This is a genomic window from Photobacterium sp. J15, from assembly GCF_963870815.1.
GTDB lineage: Bacteria > Pseudomonadota > Gammaproteobacteria > Enterobacterales > Vibrionaceae > Photobacterium > Photobacterium marinum.
On sequence record NZ_CAWMUI010000001.1, the window covers coordinates 3,128,057 to 3,144,902 of the forward strand.

The following is a 16,846-nucleotide window of genomic DNA, read 5'->3' on the forward strand; positions in this document are numbered from 1 at the left end:
TATAATCATCGATTAGATAGCATCTCATTTCTATTATTAATAGTGATTTAAGTTCACAAAAAAATGAAATCTATTGCAAATAAACAATTTGAATACTAACTTTCTAAGCCCCCCCTTAAAACAATTCTTCACCTAAAGAATCTAATCTCATGTTCTACAGAGCGTATTTCGTATCCACAAGGGCAAAACCACTTACTTTTCCATGCCACTTCACATCCCATTTCAACTCTATTGCATTCCTCTTTCTTTATCTGGTTATATGAAAAAAAGCCACCACAAGCATCACACACAATCTCAACATCAACATATTGAAGAACGATATTTTCATCAAAAACATTTAACTTCCTAAAATCTTCATTAAGATAGGTGAATGATACATTATTATCACAATATTCATTCAACCAAATTGGAGCAGCCCTGCTAGCTACTTCAAGGCGATCATTAGGGTAAATTACAGCCCACTCTTTCATCTGCTCAAAACAGTAAATTAGATTTTTCCTTGTAACAACAATCTCGCATCTAATAACATTCTCTAAATAAGAACCGTTCGAGTTATTCCACAATGTTTGCCTGAGTATTTTATTCTGATGATAATGAGGAGAAGCAATTACAATACGCTCAGAACACGGCTGCAAACAACTTAAGTAATCTTCTACAGGTTGTTTAAGGTTGAGAACATCTTTAACTTCTTCTCTTCTAGATGATGGCTGGCTTGGCGACCAAGGTAAGAAAAACGAAATAACCTTTTTCAACATCCTACATCCCTGCATGTCATTAAAAATAATTTAATATAAAACAATCAAACACCTTATGACTTGAAAACATCCATATTCTAGAAAATTAAAGTACTTACCGTTCCGTTTTTCAAATCACATTACCTACTCGTTAAAAATGGATAGCCTCATTTCAGATTAAAGTAGTTGATATTCATAGTCATCAACAACACATTGACTGAAGTCTTCTCACAAACAACTCTAGAGTTAGTGCATTGTTTTATAAGGTTAAAAACCACCATAACCTCCGCCTCATCATTTAGGTTGCCTAGGCGGTGTAAATGATGAGGCGCAAAAAGAACAGTCGTTCATAGAGAAAAGTCATTGGCTATTGGAAAAACAAAATAGCTCATCGCCATCCTTTTTTATCAATCCTTTTTCAACCATTTGAGTTATCGTTCGGCTATAGTTCCCAGCTTTATGCCCTTGCGCAACTACATCATCTTTAATCACCAGATAAGTCGCGGTTTCACCGTTCGCTCGCCGAGTACGAATCGCCTGCCAGATAGCCGTTTGATATTCTCCCATACGAATAGCTCCAGCTTGTTTCATTTCCTTCTTCACATCCACAAAGTCTGCACTTCCGGGTAGAAGAACTAAGGTTGATTTTTGCTTACCAGACTGATCAACAAAGACAGGAACAGATTCCAGCTTAAATATCTGGCTACGCATTGGTTCATCGTCTTTCATTTTTTCACAGCTAAGAGCAAGCTCATTTTCACTTTGCTCTGGCCGCGTGACTTTATACTCAAAGTCACACGCGGCTCTGAGAGCCGAGCTCCCCCTTGCCCCATTGTCACTTTTACCACTGTGATGAACAACGATAACAGTCACACCAAAAGTGAACTTGATCCGATCACAAGCTGCAATGAAATCATTCATATCTTTTGTGCTGTTTTCATCAGCACCATTAAAACAACGAGCCAAGGTATCAAAAACAACTAAACCAACTTTTATACCTTTCTTTTCTTCAATTTCACGGATTGTCAGTATTAAACTAAACAACTCCCTCTCATTCACAACATGCACTGGTTGAGTTATCGTGAAGAACGCTTCAGGTTGATTGCCACCATTGTACTTGTTACACCAGCCTTTAATTCTCCGCATGACACCAGAACCACCTTCAGCGACTACATACAAAACACCTGTTTGCTCTACTTGCTGTCCATTCCACCCTTTACCTGTTGCAACACTTAACGCCCAATCAATCGTCAAAAATGATTTATATGAACCACTAGGCCCGTAAACAACACCAAAAGACTGACTTGGCAAAACACCATCAATGATGTAGCTAAGCTCATTATCGTAACCTTCATAACCAGTCTTCCATTTGAAAGGCTGTGGTTTTCCGCCTACCAATGAGGGGGAAGAGTCAAAGTAATTAAAAACATTTTGCATTATCACCTCGCAGATAATACTCCGCTCCCATTGATTGAATGTCCTGACACTCAGGTTTCGAAATGCTCACCAAACTGATAACTTCATCCAATTGAAGAAAATCCACATTTAGAAACTCAGCCACACGTAGGCAATACTCATAATATTTACGCTGAGTATCAGTCTTATCTTTATTAGGAAAACCCAACCAATCACGAGTATTACGCACTCGTATTTCGCCACAGGTTTCGTTCTTTTTATAACAAGAAACCACCAACTTTTTATTGGTATAAAAATGTCGTATTTTATGGCCTACAGCTCGTAGATTATTTGTGTTCAATGCAACAAATACAGGAGCTTTATATTGGCGATACAAGGTTATTGCTTCATCCAACGACACACATAGATAAATAGTATTCGTGTCTCGAAGCTTATCAAGGCCAAGACCATAGCACTTACCTTTTATACATATCCAGCTACCAATCAACTGCATTTTTTCCACGTTATATCGACAAATAGCCTCTACAGAGAATCGACTTGAACTAATATCAACTAAAGGAACAAGACAGTCAGATAAACATTTACCCTTAATCAACAGTTCTGCCATCATTCCACCAGCGGATTTCACGCGAAGAGTAGTAATTGGCTTTTCTGCATCATATCGTTGCTTTAATGGCTTAAATTTAATTGCATCCTTACCATTTAATAATGCCGCCGCCATATTGGAACTTGAGAAGTAATTCATATTTAATACTCAATTTTTGGCAATAGAAGCCCGTAACCCAATCAATGCAGAAGGGCTTCTATTGTTTATTAATAATTATTGAAAAGGTTAAAACTTACGTTCTAGCCAAGCTTGAACATCTTCTTCTCGCCAAGCGACTGCACGTTCGCCAATCGATACAGGTTTAGGAAATTCCCCCTTTGAGATCAGGCTGTAGATGTGGGATTTGGAAAAAGGCACTACCGTAAGCAGCTCTTTCATGCGGATTAACTTGGTCATAATAAGGCCTCCTGGGGCTTCTGTAGAACACGGAAGGCATAGTGGCATAAAAAGCGATTACAGCGTTTCAATTGAAAAAATTCAGTTTCAATTGAAACAAGAGCTTACTAACACTTCTATATGAAAAGCCGCTTAAAAAGAGGCGACGACGCTATTCAATTTCAACAATACCAACGGTTGCTCATGCTCAAGCTCTTTTTTGTCTTGCTGTCTCACATACCTTATAAGGATTTCTTTATTAACCATAACAGTGCCAACAAAGTACCCTCTCGCCCCAAAATTATTTCCCATAACTTCTTTCTGATATGCAGAAATTTATAAAACAGCCATATTGGTATTAGCCCTTTCAGTACACCCATCAGAGTTAAAATCAATACCTTTGGAGGGATTAACGCAACAATATGAACATGGTCCAGCTGAATATTAATCTCCAAGACCGCACAATCCTTCATGTTGCAGAGGATGTAGATTGAACGATAAAGCTCTTTTCCTAAATTCCGTTTCAGATTCTTAAATCGGTATTTTGGTGTCCAAGTAATATGATATTTACAACGCCAATAAACATGTAATGAACTTCGATAATCGCCCATGTTAGTTGCCCCCTCTTACTTGTGGTGAATAAGAGTTTTTCTTCTAACATGGGCACTTCTACAAGTAATGTCCCCTAGAAGCAATCACCACCTCCATAGGCGGTGGGGTGTTTTAGGAATGACCATTAAAATTATTTAATGCATTTCGTGCAATAGTGCTAAAATTTGTCTTTCCTAAACCGCGTATCCCTTTCAAATTTCGATGCAAGATCTTATGTTCAAATATCTGCTCAACATTTGGCTCAATAATAGCATCCTGGCCTAATCCTTTATTAGCACTGTGATTTTTATCAAACTTATTTGAACCACGAGCAATTTCATTAAGCAGCATTGCAATGATGTAATCTTTTTTTAAACTCTCCTTATCGGACTCAGTTTTAAAATCATCATCTGAATACATAAACAATCCATCTTTATCACAATTATAAAGATTAGGGATCGGTTTGTTTTGACTAATTACTGTTCTTATTTTGTCAACATCTTCAGCTATAACAACTAAATCATCAACTGTCACTGTAATTGGTTCTATAAACTCAATCGAATCAAGCTCTGCAATACCTTCTTCCCTTATCAAGCCAAGTGGCTTTAAAAAATCAATATCAGCACTTCCGACACTTTCTATATTATCAGCACTCGCGATACTTATTTGCCAGATGCCTTGAGGAACACCATTGAAGAAAGGCATGTTATCCTCTTCCAAGTAGCCGTCTGGTGTTGAGAAAAACCTTGCTATACCCGCACCAAAAGTGATCAATTTAGATGATGCTGAAAACTCCTCAACACGTTTGAAAAACGACTCTTTATTGAAGCCCCCAGGAACAAAACTAAGCTTTGCCTCACTAGTATTTGCTGCTGAAATCTTTACACAGGCACGAATAGAGCCAACCGCAGCCCAATGAATAAAGTCTTCGACCTCAAGATCAAGTAACGCCGCTGCGCGTTTAACAGAAAAGTATTCACGGGTGAGGGGCTGTAAAGGTAAGGTATTCTTTTGCTTCATTTCTATCTTCCATAATAAGTTAGACCACTATGGTACAGACAAGCACACTAATCAACCACACACATACCCACTCAACTTGAATACAATCGATATTATAATTCCTGTTTATAATTAGCTAATTACTCAATAGTTCTTCATGAGTGACCAGTTAAGTCCAATAAAAGCCTTTAAGATCAAAGAATATTTGTATTCCATATGGTATTCCAGAAATGAGATTCAAAACGATAAAATACTATTAAAACAATAAATTAAATCTCCAATTCAACTTACGCCAGCGCTTTAAATTAATATATCCAACCGCAGACCTAACCAGCCCCATTCCCCCACCACATACCCACCAGCAAATCGCGGCATCTCAGGTGGTTAAAGTCTCTCAAAGTGACTCAAATTTTCTTCTCATTTCAGTCTGTTTGTTGCACTACATTCATACTTGGTTACGCCTTCATACCCACAAAGCATTCCAAGCCATTGATGTGAAAGGTTTTTAGCCAGTAGTAAACGTCAAAAAAATGCCGAACTCTCAGTAAAATGTGAGCCGGGTAATAAATACTGGCAATCAGTTATGCGCAGCTGATTATATTAAAAGGTCAAAGTATCGACAGAACGACACCGTTAATATATTTTTCAACGCAAAATAAAGACATTCACAAACGAAGCTCTATTGATAGAAAAATTACCGATATTTGCTATCTAACTGATGTTAATTTAGTGGTCAAACCACAAAAGTTGACGCAACTCGCAGATTTGTTTTTTAGCGCCATCCTTATTTTACCGTCAAAATTTTGTTCCCTTTTTTACCCATCATGCCAATTAAGGATATTCCTTTAACGAAATCAATCGCACTTTTTATGCTTCATGGATTCCTTTGCAATTGATCTCAGTAAAATGCGCTATGACTTTTACGAATGCCCCGTTTTTGGCATTCACCCACTGTGAGCAGGAAGCCAGAGACTATGGAATATCTAGAGAGAATTAAGCGTTTAGCCAAAATCCAGGGCATCAGCCAGAAGCAACTGGGCGAAGCACTGGACCTACAGCAAGGCACAATGAGCCGTAAGCTTTCCGGTAAATACGGCATTGAAGTTCGCGAGCTTGAAAAGATTGCAGCAACCCTGAATACTTCGATCAGCTACCTGCTGACCGGGCAGATTGATACGGGTACCCGTGCAACTACAGCTATCAGCGATGAAACAGCACAAGGTACAACGAGCACCTATATCCCGATTATTCATCGCAAGGATTTCACTGCTTATAGCCAGGGCAGCAGTGTGAATGTAGTAAGCAAGCGTGCGATCCCGCATCACCTTGACCGTGAAGAGTGCCTGGGCCTGCTGGTAGATAACGAAAACATCGCGCAATGTGCACCTGTTGGCAGCTATGCGCTGGCGACTCGCAAGGCCGCTTACCGTCCTAAGCAGCCGGTGTTTGCCTCCGTTCGCGGTAGTGAGCCGGACTTCTACCACATGACCCAGCTGGCAGACGGCGTGGTATTTTCAACCTCCCAACCTGACTTCCCGAACCTGTTCGTGAACAATGGTGAGTTCCAGATCCACGGTTATATCATCCAGTCAGACTGGGCTTACGACCGTTAAGCAACGGTTTGAATGTTTGCGTGACATCATGTCGGCAAACCGTAAAATAGCTGGGGTGGAGGTAATAGTATGTCATCAGTTATCGTCGCCTCAGCTAATCCTGCCAAAATATCTGCAGTAGCTGACGCTTTTGCAACAGCATTTCCAAACCAGACTTTTTCTTTCGAGGGGATCAGTGTCGCCAGCGAGGTCCGTGACCAGCCGATGTGCGCCGACGAAACCCTGGACGGTGCCCGTAACCGGATCGCCAACGCCCGCAAAAAAGTTCCAGGTGCCGACTACTACGTGAGCATTGAAGCCGGTATCGACGGCGAATTTACTTTTGCCTGGATGGTTATCGAAAACCATAACCAGCGCGGTGAAGCCCGTTCTGCCTCACTGCCACTACCGCCGAAGGCGCTGGAGAAAGTGCATCAGGGAATTGAGCTCGGTGATGTGATGGACGAGATGTTCAACCAGAATAACATTAAGCAAAAAGGCGGAGCGATTGCCATGCTGACCAACCATAAGCTAAGCCGCAGCACGGTTTACCAGCAGGCTCTTATTCTGGCTCTGATCCCGTTCATGAACCAGGAACTGTTCCCGGCCTGACTTTTCGGGGATAAAAACGGCAATAAAAAACCCTGCCGCTTTCGGGGCAGGGTCTGTATAACATAGGTTATTTAGCGCTTTCTTCTCGCAGCAACTGTGCCAACCAGTTTTTGGTGGCCTCATCATGATGCTTAAGCTCATTCGAGCCACGGGTGATAGTTGCCACACCAACGCCTAACAACTCACTGATCTTTCGCTGGCTCCGCTCACCATTCAACAATTCATTAAAGATATTGACCCGGGACAGCAGTACAGATCGCTCATCCGGTGTTAGTAGCAGTTTCAGCAACACATCTTCTTTTTGCTCTGATGCAGCATGACGCAAAATATCAATCACTTGCTGCCATTCAGTGAAGTCTGGAGTTTCTGGGGTGGAAGTCATTTAAACCTCATCAATGAGTACCTTTCTCGCACCGGATTCTATCCTGTTCTTGGCTTACAACCAACAATCAATACTTTGCCTCTAACTCATTAGGCTTCAGCAGCGGGGTTTTCTTGCCGATCAAATCGCCATAGTACACCTCAAACATCAGGATATTCTCGACATAACGCCGGGTTTCCGCAAAAGGAATCGCTTCAATAAACTCGTAAACATTGAGCTTGCCGTCTGTTTCCTCCCGCCAGCGGGCTACTCTTGTCGGCCCGGCGTTATAGGCGGCAAAGGCGAAGATCCGGTTATCGTCATAACGCTCCAGCATCATTTTTAAATAACCACTGCCAAGGCGAATATTCACACCGGGATCAAACAGGCTCTGTTTACCCTGATAGTTACGCCCCAGTTTTTTTGCTGTCTCTTTGGCAGTCGTCGGCATCAGTTGCATCAATCCCCTCGCCCCGACCGGCGATAAGGCTTCAACATTCAGCGCACTTTCCTGTCGCGCCAATGCCATCATAGTGGTCGGCGATAATCCCCGTTTTTTACTGAAGAAATCAAACCACCATTTATGGGCGATCGGGAATCGCAGCTCGATATAATCCCACAACTCACCGGATATGGTCGCCTGCACTGCCATGTGGTGCCATTTATTGGCGGCGGCATAAGTGGCCAAGGTAACCAGTTCATCATCATCCAGCCGATCCAGCAGGTATTCCCATTCACGGTAGGCGGAAAAAAGTTTTTCCAATGCGATCAGCTCTTTGATCCGACGCAGGGCTGCGGCATGCTCATTGCTGTGGTCAACCGTCGCTTGCGCCGTTTTCACCGGGTAAACAATCGGCTTTCCGAGGATGGTCGCGGCTGCCGCACTGTAGTAGTTACGTTTGCCTAAGATGGAATTATAGAGCTTGTCGGCTTGTTCTTTTTTACCTGCTTTGACAAGCAAATGAGCCCGCCAGAATGTCCAGCGTATTGAGGTCTTCTCTTTTTCTGGCAGGCGATCCATCCAGTTTTGGGCTTCCTGCCATTTAGCCTGCCGAATTGCCAACCGGAATCGACGTTCCAGCAAGGATTTGCTGCGGGTGCCTTCGAGCTTGCTGTCACGCCAGCGGATCAGCTCTTCATCATCAGTGGCAAACAGCGCACTGGCAGTATAGTCGGCCATACGCTGGCGCTTAGCCGTGGGAAAATGCTGACCAGCCATAACCCTATCGTACTGTTCAACCGCTTCGCGCACATCACTGCGCACCAGCCGCTTATAAGCAATAATGGTCAGGTTCTGGTTAAAAGGCGTAACTTTGCTGCGCTTGGCAAAATCACCGACATTTTCGGGGTTGTCATAAAGATCCAGCACCGCTTTACCACGGGTCTGGCCTTTTTTCGACAACTGCTTGTATAGGTATTTGAGACGATTACGGTTTTTCTCCGCATAAACCAGCAGCATACGATCGAGGATCACATTGTTGGTACGCTGGCCGGCTTTTTGCCATTTACCCAACAGCGGATCACAGGCGTCACTGATGGATTTTCCTGTCATCCACAAAGACTCAGCTCCCTGCCAAGCCAGCTCGGTGTTACCCAGCTTGCTCTGAGCGTAGTAATAATGGCAACGCATCACTTCGTCTCGGGGAGGCATAGGCTGAACAAACACAAAGTTCTGCCAACGCTCAGCATCAGCAAGGTGCTGAAGATAACGTTCACGAATGGTTTCGCTAAATGGCAGGCTGTCGAATTCCTGAATAAAAGCCTCGACTTCGGAGGGCTTCTTCTGTGTCAAATTGCGAGCAAATTCACGGTAGTCCAGGTAGGGCACCAAGGGATAATCGTCCAGCTTTTCACGCAGCTGACGAAAAGTTTCTACGTCGTTATCACTCAGCGCTTCCTTGGCATCCTCATACCACTGGCGCTGCTCATCAAGCGTTACAGCCATACCAGGCGCTCCGCCCAGCAGGCACAGTGCTGTCAGAGCAACCCCTAATGCCTTACGGATATAATCACAAATCACTGTTTTAATCCTACTCCAGTCAATTCCGATCCTTCAGAAATACCGCAAAACTCTCACCTTGAAACAATATGCACCCATCTGCATTTAATTCCTAGTGCTGTTTCTTCTCTCCCGGCACTGCCGGAGCTGGAACCGGAAGCAGACTGGTATTTATTCATCTTAAACGCTAATTATGAACAATGCTGTTAAACTTATGTCCAGAACAGGTAAAATACCCCTTTCCCTTTAATTAGAGATTACAAACGGATATGGCTGAATACGTCTATACCATGTCGCGCGTGGGCAAGATCGTCCCGCCTAAGCGCCAAATTCTGAAAGATATTTCCCTGAGTTTCTTCCCTGGTGCAAAAATCGGTGTCCTGGGTCTGAACGGTGCAGGTAAATCTACCCTGCTACGCATCATGGCCGGCATCGATACTGATATCGAAGGCGAAGCTCGCCCGCAGCAAGGTCTGAACATCGGCTACCTGCCGCAGGAACCTGTTCTTGATGAAGAGAAAACTGTACGTGAAGTTGTTGAAGAAGCGGTTGGCGATGTAAAACACGCCCTGACCCGTCTTGACGCTGTTTACGCCGCTTACGCTGAACCAGATGCGGACTTCGACGCCCTGGCGAAAGAGCAAGGCGAGCTGGAAGGTCTGATCGCAGCAAAAGACGGCCACAACCTGGAAAACCAGCTTGAGCGTGCTGCTGATGCCCTGCGCCTTCCTGAGTGGGATGCACAGATCAAGCACCTATCAGGTGGTGAACGCCGCCGTGTTGCTATCTGCCGCCTTCTGCTTGAAAAACCGGACATGCTGCTGCTGGACGAACCAACCAACCACCTGGATGCCGAATCTGTTGCATGGCTTGAGCACTTCCTGGTTGATTACACAGGTACCGTTGTTGCGATTACCCACGACCGTTACTTCCTTGATAACGCGGCTGGCTGGATCCTGGAACTTGACCGTGGTGAAGGTATTCCATGGGAAGGTAACTACACATCATGGCTTGAGCAGAAAGATGCCCGTCTGAAACAGGAAGCATCACAAGAAAAAGCTCGCCAGAAGACCATCGAGAAAGAACTTGAGTGGGTTCGCCAGAATCCTAAAGGCCGTCAGGCGAAGTCTAAAGCTCGTATGGCCCGTTTCGAAGAGCTGAACAACTCTGAACACCAGAAGCGTAACGAAACCAACGAACTATTCATCCCGCCGGGTGAGCGCCTGGGTGACAAGGTTGTTGAAGTAAATAACCTGACTAAGTCATTCGGTGACCGCGTTCTGATCGATGACCTGTCTTTCAGCATTCCTAAGGGTGCTATCGTGGGTATCATCGGTCCTAACGGTGCTGGTAAATCAACCCTGTTCAAGATGTTGAGCGGCTCTGAGCAGCCGGATTCAGGTACTGTTGAGCTGGGTGATACGGTTAAGCTGGCATCTGTTGAGCAGTTCCGTGACAGCATGGACGACAACAACACGGTTTACCAGGAGATCTCTGAAGGTGCGGATATCATCCGTATCAACAACTTCGAGCTTCAGGCCCGTGCTTACGTTTCCCGCTTCAACTTCAAGGGCAGCGATCAGCAGAAACGTATCGGCGAACTGTCCGGTGGTGAGCGTAACCGAGTTCACCTTGCGAAGCTGCTTAAAGCTGGCGGTAACGTACTGCTGCTCGATGAACCGACCAACGACCTGGACGTAGAAACACTGCGTGCACTGGAAGAAGCACTGCTTGAATTCCCTGGCTGTGCCATGGTTATCTCGCACGACCGCTGGTTCCTTGACCGTATCGCGACTCACATCCTGGATTACCGTGATGAAGGTCAGGTGAACTTCTTCGAAGGTAACTACACCGAGTACACAGACTGGCTGAAGAAGACGCTGGGTGCACAGGCTGCCGAGCCACACCGCATCAAGTACAAGCGTATCGCCAAGTAATATCATCAGCATTAATAACGCTGATCCTGACTCAGCGGATTAAAAGCTGTTCCAAAGGGCTGCACTAGCAGCCCTTTTTCATATCTCCTGCCATAAACGGCCTCAGTCAACAAGTCTCTGTGCGACCTAACACATTTTTGTGATCGAATTGCTGGAGAAATATCTCATTTCTAATTACACTTAAATCATTAAAACAAAAAATAAAAGTATTGCTATGGCAGAAAGACGTCACTTTATCCGTATTCTTTACCGTACTCCCGCCAAAATAAAGCAGGCTCAGGAGGAGTGGTCTGCGGAAGTTTGTGACCTCTCGCTACAAGGGATCCTGCTCACCTGCCCTCCCGGCTGGAATCCCGGCCATGACAAATACTACGCCGTCAGCTTCTGTTTGCATGACTGTGACGTCGAACTGAATATGGAGACCCAACTGGTCAGCCAGGACGACGATTACCTGCGCATGCAGATCCATCATATTGACATCGAGAGTGCCAGCCACTTGAAACGCCTGGTCGAACTTAACGTCGGCACGGACGAGCTATTACATCGAGAACTCGAACAACTGGCAGATTTAGAAAAGCACCTTAACGAGTAGTAGTTATCACATGTCGGACAGTATTTGTATCTCGGTTTCTGATCACCGAGGGACTTCTCATTATTTGATCAACCGCTTTAAGAAGCGCTATTTTTTCCTCGGATTCATTATCCTGGTTTCTATGATCTCATCCGCCGGTTACAGCATTTACAGCCTGTATCAGCAAACTATTGAATCAGATCAGCAGCTTAATGAGCTTAACGAACAGACAGAGCTGTTGACCGCTTCGCTGTATGAGGAAAACGCCACCAATCAGGCCCTGTCACAGGAACTGGCCGACAAAAAAGCAGCATTGTCCCTGCTGACCCAGCGTATTGATGATGTGGAAACCATCCTAGGCCTTCAGTCCAACGACGGTGAGGTTCTACCTCTTGAGCAGCGTATCGACAGTGCGGCAGTTAGCTCTGCCGTGCGCGGCACCCTGTTCCGCGTTCTGCCTAACGGCAGCCCGACGCCGGGGATCAGGATGTCATCCCAATACGGAGTCCGCATCCACCCGGTCACCGGACGCCGTAAATACCACCGCGGTCTGGATTTCGCTGCGAATATCGGCACACCCATTTATGCTCCGGCAGATGCGGTGGTTGAGGTAGTCCGCCCGAGCAAGAAAAAAGGCTCTGGCAATTTCCTCAAGCTGAGCCATTCAATGGGTTTTGCCACCACTTACTCGCACATGCAGAAATTCCACGTCAAACGCGGCCAGTTTGTCCGTAAAGGCGATTTGATTGGCTGGACCGGCAATACCGGCCTGTCAACCGGCCCACACCTGCACTACGAAATTCGTTTTCTAGGGCGTGCACTAAATCCTCGTCCATTTGTGGAGTGGACACCGGAGAACTTTGACTCGCTGTTTGAAAAGGAAAAAACTGTACAGTGGGCCCACTTGCTGGAAATGTTCAATAACATTGTATCGATGCAGGTTCAACTGACTCACCATGTACCGGAATCGATCGCGCCGATCAAAACAGCCAGCAACCAGGAAGTGGCACCGGATCAACGCAAGCTCTGAGTTGAGAACACAAAGACCAGATATAAAAAACGAGAGCCGTGCTCTCGTTTTTTATTGCTTGTTGTCAGCCGAATAAACCGGACTATAGCGCCACTCGTTCAAAAGCCGTCAGCGCTTCCTGCAAATCTTCAACGGCAATGATCTCAATACCATTAACCTGACGGCTGGCATTGGCTCTCGGCACAATCGCACGGGTAAAGCCTTGTTTAGCAGCTTCACGAATACGCTCCACACCATTGGCAGCCGGACGGATATCCGCATTAAGGCCGATTTCCCCGAACACCAGCACATCCTGCGGGATCGGCGCATTCTTAAAGCTGGAAAAAATCGCTAGCAATACCGCCAGGTCAGCTGAAGTTTCTTCCACCTTGATACCACCGACACAGTTGACGAAGATATCCATGTCCGACAACATCACTCCGCCATGGCGAGCCAGTACGGCAATCGACATAGCCAGACGGTTAGAATCATAACCAACAGTCAGGCGACGCGGATTCTCGGTGACCGAGTTATTACACAACGCCTGCACTTCCACCAGCAGCGGACGCGTACCTTCCCAAAGCGTGGTACATACCGAACCGGCGTGGTTCTTATCCGAGCGACTGAGGAATATGGCCGACGGGTTCTTCACCTGCTTCATCCCTGTTTCTGTCATCGCAAAGAAACAGGACTCGGAATCAGCACCGAAACGGTTTTTGGAGGTACGTAGTACCCGGAACTTCTCATCGGAAGTGGATGACAGCGAGAACAGGCCATCAACAATGTGGATCAACTGCATCGGGCCGGCCACATTGGAATCTTTATTAATGTGACCGACAATCATGAAGGTCACCCCTTCAGTTTTAGCAAAACGGGTCAACGCCGCTGCCGACTCTTTCACCTGGCTCGGGCTACCGGCAGCAGACTCATTGTGAGCGACAGTCATGGTCTGGATCGAGTCGATAATCACGAATTCGGCTTTTTGTGCCGTAATATGATTGATGATCTGCTCAACCGAGGTTTCCGCTACAACGCTGATCTTATCGATATTAGGCGTTCCCAGTCGCTTGGCTCGCTGCGAGATCTGGTGAATCGATTCCTCACCGGACACATAGAGCGCCTGCTTGCCTGCTGCTACCGAACCGATACTCTGCAACAGCAAGGTTGATTTACCCGCGCCCGGATCACCACACAGCAGTAAAACTGATCCAGGTACAATACCGCCACCGAACACCCGGTCCAGCTCTGAAATACCCGAGCTATAGCGCGGCAAATCTTTACTCTCGACTTCCGAAAGCTTCTGAACTTTGGTTGCAGCACCGGCATAACTGCTGGCCGCTGACGATGCCGTGGCCCCGACCGCCGAGCGGGTTTTCGGAATGGTAAATTCCGTAATTGTGTTCCACGCGGCACAGGCACTACACTGGCCCTGCCAGCGAGGAAAGTCTGCACCACATTCACTGCACACATAAGCGCGCTTGGTCTTGGCCATGTTTCACCTTAATTAACTTGATCAACAGCACAGTATTCCATCGCAGGATTCTGAAACTGGTAATTCCCGTATGAATCCTAATGACAAAAAAATCTTTTGCTGCAAAATACAAATATTAAACTTTGGATCAATGTATCAAAAAATCTATGTTGCCGGACGACTATAAAGGACTGATCGAAAAACTGATACCTGTTTACGACAGCGATGACTTTGAAGACGTGTTTCAGCTGATGACCAGTGAAGCCAGCGGCCCTGCTCGTCTTCAAATAAAGATGGAACTTAACCGCATCATGGCACCCTGCCGCCTGGTGGTAGATCTTCGCGGTCGGGTAAACGGTGAGTGTCGCCCCTATGAGCTTGACGGACTACGCCACTGGCTAGATGACGTTGCCATCAATACCTATCACAAGCGCATTAAGCATTACGGTGGCAAGTTTCGCGTCGGCCTTTACGAAGCGCTGATGAATACCCGCAATAATTTTCGAATCCTCCACCAGCAACAAAAGCAGGAAGTCCATAAGGAAGCAACACCACAACGTGATACCCAGTTTGATGCCAGCCTGATCCGTTTCGGCCACTACCTTACTCGGGAAGAAAACCGTCTGCAAATCACCACCCCGGTTGAGCTTGCACTGCCGCTTAAACAAACTGTGCATGGTGTCACCTCGGATTTGTCCTGTTCGGGAGCAAAATTTAAGGTGCCTTCGGCGTTTAAGTACAACCTGGGCATGTCGGTAAAGGCCTCTTTTCCCCAAATGGCAGAAAAGTTCTGTGATCCCCGCCTCGCCAAAGGCGTGGAATACCGTATCCTGGGCATTGACGACAATAAAGATAACGACAGCTTTAAGTGGTTACGCCTCAAAATTGTCAGCGACAATACCGCCATCAAGCAAGCCATCGAACAAAGTCTGAGGCAGTCGCACCATCGCACCAAAAAGAATCATGAAGATGAAGTGATCAAAGCCCGCACCAAAGGCTATGAGCACTGCTTCCTTAAACATACCTCCAGCATGCCGATGTTCTTTGCCGACGGTAAGCTGGAATACTGCCTGCTGACCGAGCACAACCGCCATATCTGGGATTACTGGCATGACGAACGCAATCAGCCGGTAATAAACCACCTGCTTTCAACTGAGCGGATGGCAACTCTGGGTAAAGCAGGACTGAAGCAGTGCAGCACACTGATCTACAGTTTCTGCCATGAGCACAGCCAGAAAAGCTTTTTCTATTCAGCGGCTCTGCCGGAAATGACCATGGAAGAGCGCCAGCTGTTCTGGCATGTCGGCGCAGTGCGCGACAGCTGGCGGGTAAGCCGCCTGACGGTTTACCCGATTGAACAGGATTGCCTGGACGAACTGCAGGAAATCGCCCCCGAGATGGTTGATAAACTGAGCGTCCTTACTCACATCGGCATCCTGCAAGATCTGACTAACGAAGAAGCACAGCAGGACTACCGGCTGGCAATGAAGCCCCAGCTGTCAGGTAAGGCTTTGCAGCCATTCCGCCACCCGCGTAATCCGGTGTCAGAAGCCAAAGCCATATTCTTTGATCCCAAACCACAACGTTGTGAGTCGCGGTTTATGTTCGAAACTCCTATCGAACTCAGTTCCTCGGATTTACCGACCGTGACCGGAGCAACCGTCGACTTTTCTATTAGCGGCCTGAACCTGAATCTGCATCAACCATTGCCGCTAAGGCGAGGTCAGGAGGTGAGTATTAGCTTCACCGAACTACAAAAACAGGATAAAAGAGCACCGCTGACCCATATCCCGTATCGTGTGATCAGGGTGAGCCCTGATCACCAGAATATCCAGCTGACCACCGGCAGCGGGGAAAGTGCCTGGCGGGGAGAGCAGTTCCTGCGCCGCCTGATCCAGCATAATGAAAGTAAGCTGACCCAGACCGAAGAACCGCTGCCAACTGGTGATCTGCTGCTGGCAATGCACCGGATGCTGCTGACACACCTGAATATGATCCCTTACTTCACAGAGAAAGTGGATCATAAGATGAAAATCCGGGCAATCTGCAGTAATTTCCCGCTTCCGGCCCTGCCAAAAATTTTCAACCAAGCCGCTGGTGGCAATGGCTATTCGCTGGAACCGATTTTCCGTAACCGGGTGAAACGAATGCTGGCGGAAACCATGCGACCGGTTGAAATCCACCAACCTTATATCCATGAGATGTACCTGAAACTACATATCAATGGCGGACGGATACAACGCATCGACAGCAAACTGCGTGATGAATTTGATAACACCGAGCAACGGATAAAATTTATCAGAGAGGCGAAAAAACAAGGCGGTTTTATGGCACTGAGGATCACCGCAGTACCGGTGCTCAACCCGATGACCGCCCTGACGGGACTGGAACTGGGTGCACTGGCGAAAAAAATTCTTCACCGGGCCAGAGCTCTGGAGATGGAGTTCACGTCATTGGCGGGATGCGGTGAGATGTACGATATCACCGATGAGGTAATGGTTCGACTTGAAGTCGGATGACGCAAACAAATCAATCCCGGGGACCGGGAGCTAAAGCAAAGCCAAGAACAAGT

At 46.4% G+C, this 16,846-nt stretch carries 14 protein-coding genes and 1 pseudogene; 6 read left to right on the forward strand and 9 right to left on the reverse strand.

All coding sequences use genetic code 11. The features are described 5' to 3' along the window. Nucleotides 1-128: 128 nt before the first annotated feature. The 6 genes and pseudogenes from AACQ93_RS14035 to AACQ93_RS14060 form a co-directional block, all read right to left on the reverse strand. Complete coding sequence (locus AACQ93_RS14035) at nt 129-755, reverse strand: hypothetical protein (protein WP_064605744.1); 627 nt, start codon at nt 753-755, stop codon at nt 129-131. Nucleotides 756-1,094: 339 nt separating this feature from the next. Further along, nucleotides 1,095-2,171 (reverse strand): helicase RepA family protein, encoded by a 1,077-nt coding sequence (locus tag AACQ93_RS14040; RefSeq protein WP_064605746.1) that lies wholly within the window; start codon nt 2,169-2,171, stop codon nt 1,095-1,097. Continuing rightward, a complete protein-coding gene (locus tag AACQ93_RS14045) occupies nt 2,155-2,895 on the reverse strand; it encodes a hypothetical protein (protein WP_064605748.1) in 741 nt (246 codons plus the stop codon). Before AACQ93_RS14045 ends, AACQ93_RS14040 begins: the two co-directional genes overlap by 17 nt. Nucleotides 2,896-2,982: 87 nt before the next feature. Further along, nucleotides 2,983-3,153 (reverse strand): helix-turn-helix transcriptional regulator, encoded by a 171-nt coding sequence (locus tag AACQ93_RS14050; protein ID WP_064605750.1) that lies wholly within the window; start codon nt 3,151-3,153, stop codon nt 2,983-2,985. A 132-nt stretch (nt 3,154-3,285) separates the two neighbouring features. Then, nucleotides 3,286-3,743, reverse strand: a pseudogene (tnpA, locus tag AACQ93_RS14055) (IS200/IS605 family transposase). A gap of 112 nt (nt 3,744-3,855) precedes the next feature. After that, complete coding sequence (locus tag AACQ93_RS14060; protein ID WP_064605752.1) at nt 3,856-4,743, reverse strand: hypothetical protein; 888 nt, start codon at nt 4,741-4,743, stop codon at nt 3,856-3,858. Between the two features lie 953 nt (nt 4,744-5,696). Here AACQ93_RS14060 and AACQ93_RS14065 point away from each other — a divergent pair. Both AACQ93_RS14065 and yjjX read left to right on the forward strand, forming a co-directional pair. Further along, nucleotides 5,697-6,335 (forward strand): helix-turn-helix domain-containing protein, encoded by a 639-nt coding sequence (locus tag AACQ93_RS14065; protein ID WP_064605754.1) that lies wholly within the window; start codon nt 5,697-5,699, stop codon nt 6,333-6,335. 69 nt (nt 6,336-6,404) lie between these two features. Next, on the forward strand, nt 6,405-6,926 hold the full coding sequence (gene yjjX, locus AACQ93_RS14070; RefSeq protein WP_064605756.1) for an inosine/xanthosine triphosphatase: 522 nt from the start codon (nt 6,405-6,407) through the stop codon (nt 6,924-6,926). Nucleotides 6,927-6,993: 67 nt separating this feature from the next. Here yjjX and trpR read toward each other — a convergent pair whose 3' ends face one another. Continuing rightward, entirely contained in the window at nt 6,994-7,308 is a 315-nt protein-coding gene (gene trpR, locus AACQ93_RS14075; RefSeq protein WP_007464762.1) for a trp operon repressor, read from the reverse strand. 67 nt (nt 7,309-7,375) lie between these two features. Then, nucleotides 7,376-9,307 (reverse strand): murein transglycosylase, encoded by a 1,932-nt coding sequence (gene sltY / locus AACQ93_RS14080; protein ID WP_064605758.1) that lies wholly within the window; start codon nt 9,305-9,307, stop codon nt 7,376-7,378. A 248-nt stretch (nt 9,308-9,555) separates the two neighbouring features. Between sltY and ettA the strand changes: the two genes are divergently transcribed. The 3 genes from ettA to AACQ93_RS14095 all read left to right on the forward strand — a co-directional run bounded on the left by ettA (nt 9,556) and on the right by AACQ93_RS14095 (nt 12,824). Then, nucleotides 9,556-11,223 (forward strand): energy-dependent translational throttle protein EttA, encoded by a 1,668-nt coding sequence (gene ettA / locus AACQ93_RS14085; RefSeq protein ID WP_064605760.1) that lies wholly within the window; start codon nt 9,556-9,558, stop codon nt 11,221-11,223. Between the two features lie 214 nt (nt 11,224-11,437). Further along, nucleotides 11,438-11,815, forward strand: coding sequence for a PilZ domain-containing protein (locus tag AACQ93_RS14090; RefSeq protein ID WP_064605762.1), 378 nt, complete (start codon nt 11,438-11,440; stop codon nt 11,813-11,815). A 10-nt stretch (nt 11,816-11,825) separates the two neighbouring features. Continuing rightward, a complete protein-coding gene (locus AACQ93_RS14095) occupies nt 11,826-12,824 on the forward strand; it encodes a M23 family metallopeptidase (RefSeq protein ID WP_064605765.1) in 999 nt (332 codons plus the stop codon). Nucleotides 12,825-12,906: 82 nt separating this feature from the next. Here AACQ93_RS14095 and radA read toward each other — a convergent pair whose 3' ends face one another. Then, nucleotides 12,907-14,295 (reverse strand): DNA repair protein RadA, encoded by a 1,389-nt coding sequence (gene radA, locus AACQ93_RS14100; RefSeq protein ID WP_064605767.1) that lies wholly within the window; start codon nt 14,293-14,295, stop codon nt 12,907-12,909. 122 nt (nt 14,296-14,417) lie between these two features. Here radA and AACQ93_RS14105 point away from each other — a divergent pair, with 122 nt between their 5' ends. Next, the gene (locus AACQ93_RS14105) at nt 14,418-16,793 is read left to right on the forward strand and encodes a PilZ domain-containing protein (RefSeq protein ID WP_232323318.1); all 2,376 of its coding nucleotides are present in this window, start codon (nt 14,418-14,420) and stop codon (nt 16,791-16,793) included. The last annotated feature ends 53 nt before the right edge of the window (nt 16,794-16,846 follow it).